Annotated in this window: 9 protein-coding genes, 1 tRNA gene and 1 pseudogene; 3 read left to right on the top strand and 8 right to left on the bottom strand. The window is 41.6% G+C overall.

All coding sequences use genetic code 11. The annotated features are described in order from the left end of the window. Positions 1 to 131 precede the first annotated feature (131 nt). The 7 genes and pseudogenes from rpsO to ACRWSG_RS14160 form a co-directional block, all read right to left on the bottom strand. Positions 132 to 401, bottom strand: a complete 270-nt coding sequence (gene rpsO / locus ACRWSG_RS14190; protein WP_054553172.1) for a 30S ribosomal protein S15 — start codon at positions 399 to 401, stop codon at positions 132 to 134. Positions 402 to 511: 110 nt separating this feature from the next. Further along, a complete protein-coding gene (gene truB, locus ACRWSG_RS14185; protein ID WP_054553173.1) occupies positions 512 to 1,456 on the bottom strand; it encodes a tRNA pseudouridine(55) synthase TruB in 945 nt (314 codons plus the stop codon). After that, complete coding sequence (gene rbfA, locus ACRWSG_RS14180) at positions 1,456 to 1,860, bottom strand: 30S ribosome-binding factor RbfA (RefSeq protein ID WP_054553174.1); 405 nt, start codon at positions 1,858 to 1,860, stop codon at positions 1,456 to 1,458. The genes truB and rbfA overlap by 1 nt, the downstream gene beginning before the upstream one ends. 110 nt (positions 1,861 to 1,970) lie before the next feature. Then, positions 1,971 to 4,626: pseudogene (gene infB, locus ACRWSG_RS14175) on the bottom strand (translation initiation factor IF-2). 25 nt (positions 4,627 to 4,651) lie between these two features. Continuing rightward, complete coding sequence (nusA, locus tag ACRWSG_RS14170) at positions 4,652 to 6,151, bottom strand: transcription termination factor NusA (RefSeq protein WP_054553176.1); 1,500 nt, start codon at positions 6,149 to 6,151, stop codon at positions 4,652 to 4,654. Positions 6,152 to 6,189: 38 nt separating this feature from the next. Beyond that, positions 6,190 to 6,645: a ribosome maturation factor RimP gene (rimP, locus tag ACRWSG_RS14165; RefSeq protein WP_054553177.1), complete on the bottom strand. Its 456-nt coding sequence runs from the start codon at positions 6,643 to 6,645 to the stop codon at positions 6,190 to 6,192. 289 nt (positions 6,646 to 6,934) lie between these two features. Beyond that, positions 6,935 to 7,011, bottom strand: a tRNA-Met gene (locus ACRWSG_RS14160). A 243-nt stretch (positions 7,012 to 7,254) separates the two neighbouring features. Between ACRWSG_RS14160 and ACRWSG_RS14155 the strand changes: the two genes are divergently transcribed. Further along, a complete protein-coding gene (locus ACRWSG_RS14155) occupies positions 7,255 to 7,719 on the top strand; it encodes a globin (protein WP_166341606.1) in 465 nt (154 codons plus the stop codon). Here ACRWSG_RS14155 and ACRWSG_RS14150 read toward each other — a convergent pair. Then, a complete protein-coding gene (locus ACRWSG_RS14150; protein ID WP_199529210.1) occupies positions 7,710 to 8,501 on the bottom strand; it encodes a DUF4124 domain-containing protein in 792 nt (263 codons plus the stop codon). The two genes, ACRWSG_RS14155 and ACRWSG_RS14150, sit on opposite strands and share 10 nt — an antisense overlap. Positions 8,502 to 8,606: 105 nt before the next feature. Here ACRWSG_RS14150 and ACRWSG_RS14145 point away from each other — a divergent pair, with 105 nt between their 5' ends. Both ACRWSG_RS14145 and ACRWSG_RS14140 read left to right on the top strand, forming a co-directional pair. After that, complete coding sequence (locus ACRWSG_RS14145) at positions 8,607 to 10,157, top strand: cryptochrome/photolyase family protein (protein WP_462166567.1); 1,551 nt, start codon at positions 8,607 to 8,609, stop codon at positions 10,155 to 10,157. A 117-nt stretch (positions 10,158 to 10,274) separates the two neighbouring features. After that, positions 10,275 to 11,288: a phospholipase C/P1 nuclease family protein gene (locus tag ACRWSG_RS14140; protein WP_462166566.1), complete on the top strand. Its 1,014-nt coding sequence runs from the start codon at positions 10,275 to 10,277 to the stop codon at positions 11,286 to 11,288. The last annotated feature ends 15 nt before the right edge of the window (positions 11,289 to 11,303 follow it).

Genomic DNA, 11,303 nt, shown 5'->3' with positions numbered 1-11,303 from the left:
TTAAGTACTACAATTGGCAATGATGTTTTTTGATATCTAAGCAGTATCCACTACCTAGGTGTGCGCTAGTATACCTTTCATGCGCGCACAAAAAAAGGGGCTAAATAGCCCCTTTTCTCGTAATCTAGTTCTTAGCGACGTAGGCCAAGCTCTTGGATTAACGCAGTGTAACGTGCAATGTCTTTACCTTTAAGGTAGTCAAGCAGTTTACGGCGTTGGCTTACTTTGCGAAGAAGACCACGACGTGAGTGGAAGTCGTGCTTGTGGCTAGCAAAGTGACCTTGAAGCTTGTTGATATCGAAAGTTAGAAGTGCAACTTGTACTTCAGGTGAACCAGTGTCGCCTTCAGCGCGTGCAAATTTAGCGATGATTTCAACTTTTTCTTGATTGCTTAGTGACATAGTAACTCCAAAAATTAATTTAAATTGTGTTTTAGCCAATCACTAATTCAGCCAAAACGATTGAGCGGGGCGTATTCTACCCAGCTTTGCTCATAACTACAAGGTAATCTTTACTCAGGCAGTTGATTTGATAAGCCGCGCTTTGATTTTAAGTGACCGTCTTTATGACGCTCACCAGTACCAATGAACACCCCATCAGCCATTACCTTTACCACACCATCTGGTACAGGCTTACCAATCACCACTGTTTGACCATGACTAAATGCCACTCCCTGCTCTTGAGTGATCTCAATCACAGGTAAATCAACCAAAGCAGTATCCATTGGCAGTAATAGCTCATCGAGGTAGCTTGAAGGCGCAACATCGTCTGCTTTTGCCTGCTGTAGCTTTTCTTCAAGTTGCTCAAGAGTAACCATTTTTTCACTTGGATAGTGGCCAACAGCACTACGATGTAACATGATGACATGCGCACCACAGCCAAGTTTTTCACCTAAGTCGTCAACAATAGTACGAATATAAGTGCCTTTAGAGACGTGTGCCGTCATTTGTACTTCGTTATTAGCTTCATCAAACTCATCAAGCGTTAAACTAAATACATTAATTTTTCGACACTTACGCGGCACTTCAATACCTTCGCGGGCATATTTATACAAAGGCTGACCTTGGTATTTAAGCGCAGAGTACATCGAAGGGTATTGATCCGACTCACCTAAGAAACTGGCAATTTGCTCAGCTAATTGTTCACGGGTGACCGATACGTCACGCGTTTCAACCACTTCACCATCTGAATCAGAGGTCGTGGTTCGCTCACCAAGTTTGGCGCGTACAACATAGGTTTTGTCAGTATCAAGCAAGAACTGGGTAAACTTTGTCGCTTCACCAAAACAAATAGGCAGCATACCCGTCGCGAGCGGATCAAGCGCACCGGTGTGGCCTGCTTTTTGTGCAAAGTAAATTCCCTTTGCTTGCTGCAATGCTTTGTTTGATGAAATACCTTGCGGCTTATTAAGTAATAAGATGCCGTCAATAGCACGACCTTTACTGCGTCTAGCCATTAGTCTTTAGTGCCTTCTTCGCTGTCATCTTCGTCTACATGCTTGGCATTGTCTTCACGAATAACTGAGTCAACCAAGTTTGAAATACGCATACCTTCCATAAGCGAGTTATCGATCACAAAACGTAACTCAGGCATGATGCGCGCACGAATACGTTTACCTAATAAAGAACGAATATAACCCGTTGCTTCATTTAAGATTTTAGCGCTTTGCTTGGCTTTATCTTCATCATCAGTATTAAACACTGTGATAAATACTTTTGCGTAAGATAAGTCGCGAGATACCTCAACCGCAGACACTGTCACCATGCCTAAGCGTGGATCTTTGATTTCGCGTTGAAGAATAACAGCAATCTCTTTTTGAATTTGCTGTGCAACACGATCAGTGCGAGAAAATTCTCTCATTTCATTTCACTCTAAAATAATAACTTATTGATGTTAAAGAATAAGTTAATTTAATTACGAATACACAAATGGGGGCTAGGCCCCCATTTAAAGCAATAACTTAAACGAAATTAAAGTGAACGTTGTACTTCAACCGTCTCGAATACCTCGATTTGGTCGCCAACTTTAACATCGTTGTAGTTCTTAACGCCGATACCACATTCCATACCGTTACGTACTTCTTGAACGTCATCTTTAAAGCGACGTAGTGACTCAAGTTCACCTTCATAGATAACCACGTTATCACGAAGTACACGGATAGGCGCGCTACGCTTAACGATACCTTCAGTAACCATACAGCCTGCGATTGCACCAATCTTCGGTGACTTGAACACGTCACGAACTTCAGCAAGACCAATGATCTCTTGCTTGAATTCTGGTGCAAGCATACCTGACATCGCTTGTTTAACTTCTTCAATCAGGCTGTAGATTACGCTGTAGTAACGTAAGTCTAGGTTTTCTGACTCAATTACTTTACGAGCTGATGCATCAGCACGTACGTTAAAGCCAACAACGATTGCGTTTGACGCCGCTGCAAGCGTTGCATCAGTTTCAGTGATACCACCTACACCTGAACCAACAATCTTCACTTTAACTTCATCAGTAGAAAGCTTAGTTAATGAATCAGCGATTGCTTCAATTGAACCTTGTACGTCAGCTTTAAGAACGATGTTAACTTCTGATACATCGCCTTCAGCCATGTTCGTAAACATGTTTTCAAGCTTCGCTTTTTGTTGACGAGCAAGCTTCACTTCACGGAACTTACCTTGACGGTAAAGTGCTACTTCACGTGCTTTACGCTCATCTTTAACTACTGTTGCTTCATCACCAGCAGCAGGGATACCTGATAGACCTAAAATCTCAACTGGGATAGACGGACCCGCAGACTTGATATCTTTACCGTTCTCATCTTTCATCGCACGTACACGGCCATATTCAAGACCACATAGTACGATATCACCTTGGTTAAGCGTACCAGACTGAACTAGGATTGACGCAACTGGACCACGGCCTTTATCAAGACGTGATTCAATTACAACACCTGCAGCCATACCTTCAGCTGGTGCAGTTAGCTCTAGGATTTCAGCTTGCATTAGTACTGCTTCAAGTAGGTCATCAATACCTAAACCTGTTTTTGCTGAGATATGAACGAATTGCGTGTCACCACCCCACTCTTCTGGGATAACGTCTAATTGTGCTAGTTCGTTCTTAACGCGATCTGGGTCGATGCCTTCTTTATCCATCTTGTTTACTGCGATGATTAAAGGAACGCCTGCAGCACGGGCGTGCTGAACCGCTTCTTTAGTTTGTGGCATTACACCATCATCCGCAGCAACGACTAGGATTACGATATCCGTTGCTTTAGCACCACGAGCACGCATTGATGTAAACGCGGCGTGGCCCGGAGTATCTAAGAACGTGATCATGTGACCATTTGTTTCAACGTGGTATGCACCAATGTGCTGTGTAATACCACCTGCCTCACCTGAAGCAACTTTTGCTGAACGAATGTAGTCAAGTGTTGACGTTTTACCGTGGTCAACGTGACCCATTACCGTTACAACCGGCGCACGAGGAATTGCTTTACCTTCTTCGCTACGATCGCTTAGTACTTTCTCTTCTAATTCGTTTTCTTTAACGATAATAACCTTGTGACCCATTTCTTCAGCTACAAGTTGTGCTGTTTCTTGGTCGATCACTTGGTTGATGGTAACCATGTCACCCATCTTCATCATCGTTTTAACAACTTCAGCACCTTTAACAGCCATACGTGATGCAAGCTCAGCAACAGTGATTGTTTCACTGATACGAACTTCGTTTTTCACGTCTGCTGTTGGTTTTTGGAAACCATGTTGTAAAGACGTTGGTGCTTTCAGCTTACCTTTCTTGCCTTTAGGACCTGTAGGCTGTTTCTCTTTTTGAGGTCCTTTTTTCTTTTTCTTACGACGAGCGCTTTGCTCTTCACGTGCATCAGATTCATCTTCTGCTTCACGTGCGTAAGTAGAAGTCGTAAGGTGGTGATCAGCGTTTTCTTCACGCTGCTTACGCTCTTCTTCTTCCTTTTTCCAGCGAGCTTCATTTTCTTCAGCTAGCTTTCTTGCCTCTTCTGCTTGACGTTTCGCTTCTTCTTCAGCTTTTCTCAATGCGGCCTCTTCTGCTTCTTTTTGCAGACGCTCAGCTTCGGCGCGATCTTGTTCAGACTTAGCACTTTGCTCTGGGGTCATCTGCTTCTGTTTCGCTTTACGCTCAGCTTCAGCTTTACGTTTAGCCTCTTCTTTGGCTTTACGCTCAGCTTCTTCTTTCGCTTTGCGCTCTGCCTCTTGTTTCGCTTTAAGCTCTTCAGCTTCTTGCTGGGCTTTAAGCTCTGCTGCTTTACGTGCAGCTTCTTCTGCAGCTAAACGCTCTTCTTCTTGCTGTTGCTCAATGGCGCTTTTCTTAACGTAAGTACGTGTTTTACGTACTTCAACTTGCACAGACTTCGCTTTACCTGTAGAGCCAGTTACGCTTAGCGTACTTTTGCTTTTACGTTGCAAAGTCATGCGAGCTGAATTCTGAGCCCGTGCCGCCGTGCTGCTTGCTCAAGTGATCTAATAACGTCGACTTTTCAGACTCAGTTACCATATCACCTGCTTTTTTAGAAATACCGGCTTGTTCTAGCTGCTGTAGTAATTTATCAACAGTTGTACCAATATCTCCGGCTAGTTTTTCAACATTTACTTCTGCCATAGTGTGTAATACCTCCGTTAATAAATTACTCGTCTGCGAACCAACAAATGTTACGCGCAGCCATAATTAGCTTGCCAGCTTCTTCTTCTGAAAGTTCAGTGATGTCTACTAACTCATCAATGCCTTGCTCAGCTAAGTCTTCAAGTGTTACTACACCTTTACTTGCCATAACAAATGCAAGGTGACGCTCTAAACCTTCAAGTGCTAGAAGGTCTTCTGCAGGTTCTGCACCTTCTAAGCTTTCTTCAGTTTTAAGCGCTTTCGTTGTTAATGCGTCTTTTGCACGTGAACGTAAGATATCAACTGTTTCTTCATCTAAACCGTCAATTTCTAAGAATTCTGATGCTGGTACGTAAGCCACTTCTTCAAGTGTCGAGAAACCTTCGTTGATAAGTAATGTTGCAAACTCATCATCGATATCTAGGTACTCAGTGAATAAGTTGATTAGCTTATCTGATTCAGCTTCGTTCTTCGCACGCATGTCATCAACGGTCATTACGTTTAATTCCCAACCAGTTAACTGGCTAGCAAGACGAACGTTTTGACCATTACGACCGATTGCTTGTGCTAGGTTATCGGCTTCAACAGCGATATCCATTGAGTGTGTATCTTCGTCCATTACGATTGACGCAACTTCTGCTGGCGCCATTGCATTGATAACGAATTGCGCTGGGTTGTCATCGTAAAGAACGATATCAACACGCTCACCACCAAGCTCAGTTGAAACTGCTTGTACACGTGCACCACGCATACCAACACACGCACCTACTGGGTCGATACGTTTGTCGTTAGATTTTACCGCGATTTTTGCACGAGAGCCTGGATCACGTGCAGCTGCACGTAGTTCAATCATCTCTTCGCCAATCTCTGGCACCTCAATGCGGAAAAGTTCCATTAGCATTTCTGGCTTAGAACGCGTTACAAATAACTGCGCGCCACGAGCTTCAGGCTTAACTTCATAAAGAAGACCACGGATACGGTCACCCGGGCGGAAGTTTTCACGCGGTAACATATCATCACGGTAGATAACCGCTTCAGCATTGTTACCTAGGTCAAGTACGATAGCATCACGGGTTGCTTTTTTAACAACACCTGTTACTAATTCGCCTTGTTGATCTTTGTATTCTTCAACCACTAATGCACGCTCAGCTTCACGTACTTTTTGTACGATAACTTGCTTAGCCATTTGTGTTGTAATACGGTCAAACTTGATTGACTCAATTTGTTCTTCAACGTAATCGCCTAATTGTAGGCTTTCGTCTTCAACCTGTGCCGCTTCAAGTGTGATTTCGCTGTAAGGGTTTTCTAAAGAACCATCTTCAAGAACTTCAGCAATCTTCCAACGACGGAATGTGTCGTAATCACCTGTTTTACGATCGATTGATACGCGAACTTCAATTTCGCCATCGTGTTTTTTCTTTGTCGCAGTCGCTAATGCGAACTCTAACGCTTCAAAAATCTTTTCTTTTGGAACCGCTTTCTCATTGGAGACGGCTTCAGCAACCAATAATATTTCTTTTGCCATGGGTTATGCCTCGCTTGCCCTATTCCTTCGCACTCGAATTAAAACTTTGCGATGATGTTCGCACGTTCAATGTTACTGATCATAATCATATGCTCAGTGCCATCTGCTGAAAGTGTGATCATATCACTGCTAACTGATACTAAATCGCCTTTAAAGTTACGACGACCATCTTGCGGAAGCTTAGTACGCACGCGTACTTCTTCTCCTTGCGCCTTCTCGTAGTGATCTTGTTTGAATAATGGACGATCAACACCAGGAGACGAAACTTCCAAATCATATTCATTTGTAATTGGGTCTTCGACGTCTAAAATTGCGCTAACTTGACGACTAACGTCGGCACAATTGTCAACCGTAATCCCTGCATCGTGATCGATATAAACACGTAATGTAGAGTGGCGACCAGCTTGCACAAACTCAAGACCATGTAACTCAAAGCCTAACATTTCAACGGCCGGTGAGAGCATGGCTACTAAATCTTGCTCAAGTTTTGTCACGAAAATCCTCCATACAAACAAAAAAAGGGCATATAGCCCTGAAATACTGAGTTTAATAATGATTTAAAATCACCGCCAAGCAGATACAACAACGCCCCGAACCAAGCGGGGCGTCACACCTAAAGCATAAAACTGTGTAACCTAGGGCCAAGCTTGGTTGCGAGTCAGTCACCTGACTAAATTAAACTAGATAGCCTAAACGCAAAACGCGCATTACCAGAATGCGCGACTTCATACAGTAAAAATTACTGTGCATACTAAGTACACTTACAATGCCTTAGCATGTATTTGGTTGCGGGAGCCGGATTTGAACCGACGACCTTCGGGTTATGAGCCCGACGAGCTACCAGGCTGCTCCATCCCGCGCCAATAGATATTAAAAGTAACTTAATATCGTTTAATCGAGTGCTAAACACCTCAATTCAATGGCGGCTATTATAAGCATGTAGCGCTCAATTAGCAACCTTCCTACATGAATTAGTTAGACTATTTTTTGCCTAAAAATTTTATGACAACCTTGTCATAAAATTTCCCATAACTGAAAATTCTCGTCTATATTTAGTCATATAATAAGAATAACCTATAGCCTTGGCTATTAAGCGATTTACTATGAGTCTATCTTCATTTCAAAAAAGACTGTTACTACAAGATATTGAATTGCTAAAACCAGATTTCCATCAGTTTACAAGCGCATATCATCGCAGTCTTAATGCTCGTCAGTTAACCATGACAGTGCCTGAGCAAGACAGCATAACTAAGCGTAGCTATATTCTTTACTGTGCGCTCAACAAAGTAGTAAGTCACCTTGATGACTTACAGCAAGTCACGCCGTTTATTCATTATTTAGCGAATAACCTGAGCTTTTTAAACGTAGCGTCAAAAGATATTGATATTCTTTGTGAGGCTTTTATTGAGACTCGTCTACTCTTTATCAAGACCTACAATAGCCATCAGCAACAAGCTTGGGAGCTGGCTATTCGTATTTTTTCTAATATTGTGAAAAGTTACTTATTTTCACACTCTACCGTGGTTTCTATTAAAACAAGACGCTTGGTTTATAAAGCTCACAATTGACTCAGTTCATTTCGAAGTCTATCAATTTGCCTTTGCTCAACAGAGATAAGTGTATTGAAGCGGCTTGTCAACGCACTCATTTTATCAACTAAAGCTTGATCACTATTTGCGTCAGCTAAGTTATTTGGTCTATGGCTAACTTGCTTTTCTAGTAGGCTAATCTGTTGGTTTAGTTGTTCGTTATAAGTATCGATCTTATTTTCATGCTCAGCGATTTGTTGCATGATTTGTTTGCTACGAATAAAGCTATCAACCTCATCGTTATTTGATAGTTCATTGAAACTATTGTTTATTCTGTTATTTTCGGCGATTAGTCTGTCAATACTTCGCTGTTCATTGTCAATAAGAACAGCATAACGCTCAGATACAGCACTCATTTGCTTTGCAATAGCGGCTTGTTTTTTTGCACCAACTAAGTTTTGTAACTGCGCATCGGACTGATTATTTAATGCTGCAATTTCATTATTCATACGAAGCTTAAAGGTATCTATTTTATTATTATGCTCAGCTATTTCTGCTGCTATTTGTTTGGTCCTGATATAGCTATCAACTTGACCAGTCGTTTGAGAATATACTGACTCAGTACTTTTTCCTTGTACAGCATTGGATAGGAAAGGGTTTTGCTCTTTTATTGTTATTAATTTAGCATCTTCCCCACATGGCAACTGACTAAACTCAACCACACCATTTTTTTCGCACTGATACACTGATGCACTCGCCGCAGTGCTTATAAATAAACATGTAGCCCAAATAATATGAGTATTAATAGTGTTAGATTTCATTTTTTGCCTTCCATAGTTATACCTTATTTATACACTAACTTTATCGATCTATCTCCTAGTTTGTTTCGTAGTTAATTCAATTATGATCCACTAAGGTTTTTAGAAGTGCAATATGCCACCCTGAGATTTATTTTTGGCGATCAACTTAATGCAAGTCATAGCTGGTTTAAAAATAAATCACAACCAGACACACTGTACGTGATTGCCGAATTGAAACAAGAAACAGACTATGTAAAGCATCATTTGCAAAAAGTGACCGCTTTTTTTGCTGCAATGGAAAACTTTGCTACAGCACTCAAAAATGCCAACTTGAACTGCCTGCATTTAACACTTGATAATACAGAAGATGATGCCACGCTACCTGAATTGCTCACCCGCTTAGCGAAGCAGTATCAATGCCAAAATATTGAGTATCAATATCCAGACGAATACCGCCTTAAAAAGCAACTTGCAGATTTTTCACAGCAGAGCGAATTTAATGTCAATGCAGTTGATTCGGAACACTTCTTGTTACCTTTTAACGATATTGACCAGCACTTTAAGCCAAATAAACCGGTAAAAATGGAGTTTTTTTATCGTGCTATGCGCAAACGTTTTAATATTTTAATGGACGATGATAACCAACCTCGTGGAGGCAAATGGAATTTTGATCAGCAAAATAGAAACAAGTTAAAACCAAGCGATCTTAAAGAAATTCCCGAACCTTTGTGCTTCGGTCACGATGTTAGCCACATCCTTAAACGGATAGAAAAGCACAAAATAAATACCTTTGGTGAGTGCAGCGATACCTTAATTTGGCCAACCACGCGCGCTGAAGCAAAGCAGTTACTTGATTTTTTTTGCGACCATTTACTGGTGCATTTTGGTCAGTTTCAAGATGCCATGACATGCCGATCCCAGTACCAATGGTCTTTGTATCACAGCCGTTTATCGTTTGCTCTTAATACGAAAATGCTGCACCCGATGCAGGTCATCGAACAAGTGTTAACTAGCTTTGATAAGCAACCTATTGATATTGCTCAAGTTGAAGGTTTTATTCGGCAAATTCTCGGTTGGCGCGAGTATGTACGTGGTATTTATTGGCAAAATATGCCTGGTTACGCCAGCAAAAATGCCTTAAATGCAAAGCGTGCCCTACCCGACTATTTTTGGCACGGCAAAACAAACATGAATTGTATGCACCATGCCATTACACAAAGCCTGCAAACGGCTTATGCACACCACATACAACGTTTGATGATCACGGGTAACTTTTGCTTATTAACCGCTATTAAGCCTAGTGAAGTAGATGAATGGTATTTAGGTATTTATATCGATGCCATAGAATGGGTAGAAATGCCCAACACTCGGGGAATGAGCCAATTTGCTGACGGGGGATTAATTGCCACTAAACCTTATGCTGCCAGTGGAAATTACATCAACAAAATGAGTGATTATTGCAAACACTGTAGCTACAACATTAAAGAAAAAACCACTGAGGATGCTTGCCCATTCAACAGCCTATATTGGCATTTTATGTTAGAACATGAACAGCAGCTATCACAAAACCCTCGTATCGGTATGATTTATAACAACTGGTATAAGCAAGATGAATCTGTTCAGCAAGCCACTCTTAAACGTGCTAATTGGTGCTTGGATAATTTAGAAAAACTGTAATGACAAAGTACCATATTGGGTAAACTTGTTAATTAAATGTTTAATTATTTTGTCACTCTAGTGTAACCACGCTCTTTTTTAATAGCGCTGCATATTAAATAACACTTTGAGGACACAATGAAAAAAACACTTATTAGCGCAGCGTTTTTAGTTGCATGCAGCAGTAACGTACATGCGTTTAGTCAAGAAACCCACAAACGTATCGTGATTGATGCCGTTAACTACATGCAACAACACCCAAGCACAACACAATACGCTGCGTTAGTCAGCTATGCTCAGCAAAATAATATGACTGTCGCTCAGCTTGGCGAGCTACTTGGGCAAGCAGCCTATGACGTCGATGATTTTGAGGACACGTTTTTTTGTGGTGCTATTACAGGTTCTTGCGTACAAGCACCAGTTTGGGGTGCTGCAGAAAGTATTGTGAAATACACCAGTTATTGGCACTTTCAAAATCACACCCAAGGTGCTGATCAACATGGCAACGACTTTGGCGGCTACAACTATCAAAAACTAACAGTATGGGGAGCTGTTGATAATCTTGCCGCAACGTGGCTCAAAGGTGATTACCTTGATGATGGTAAAGGTGGTGAAACAGGCTGGTTCAATGCTGACTCTTCAAAATATAATAGCTATGGCGTTACTGAAGCCCATTACCGTATAGATAGCCAATCAAGTTACAGCATGTATGATGACTTTGAGGAAATGCCATTCCAACCTATCGATAACTTAGGGCAATACTGGTATCAAAGTTACATACAAAGCGGTAATCCACAGATTTTAGGTTTTGTATTTCACACCACCGATTTACTCCAACCTCATCATACTTGGACAACCTCCGATCTAAATCACTCAAGCTGGGAAAGTTGGGTGAATGACTACTACGACCAAGAAAACCTCAACGATCCAGCACTGGTTTCACAAGCCATGGCAACCTTTGCTGCATTAGATACACAATCAACTGATGTACGCCCTTTGTTAACCCAAGGCGGTGCATTTTCGTATGCACAAGGTGGGATCGTGTTAAATTCAAAAGATCATTACGACCGACTCGATACTGCAAAACAAGTGGTTCCCCATGCGATTGCAATGGTGGTTCACCTACTTAATCATGCCATGGTTGCTCGATAATGCGTGGGCTTTACA

The sequence above is a fragment of the Pseudoalteromonas sp. GB43 genome, assembly GCF_054923805.1.
The sequence above is the reverse complement of the archived record's forward strand: the minus strand, read 5'-3'. Positions and strand labels throughout refer to the sequence as shown.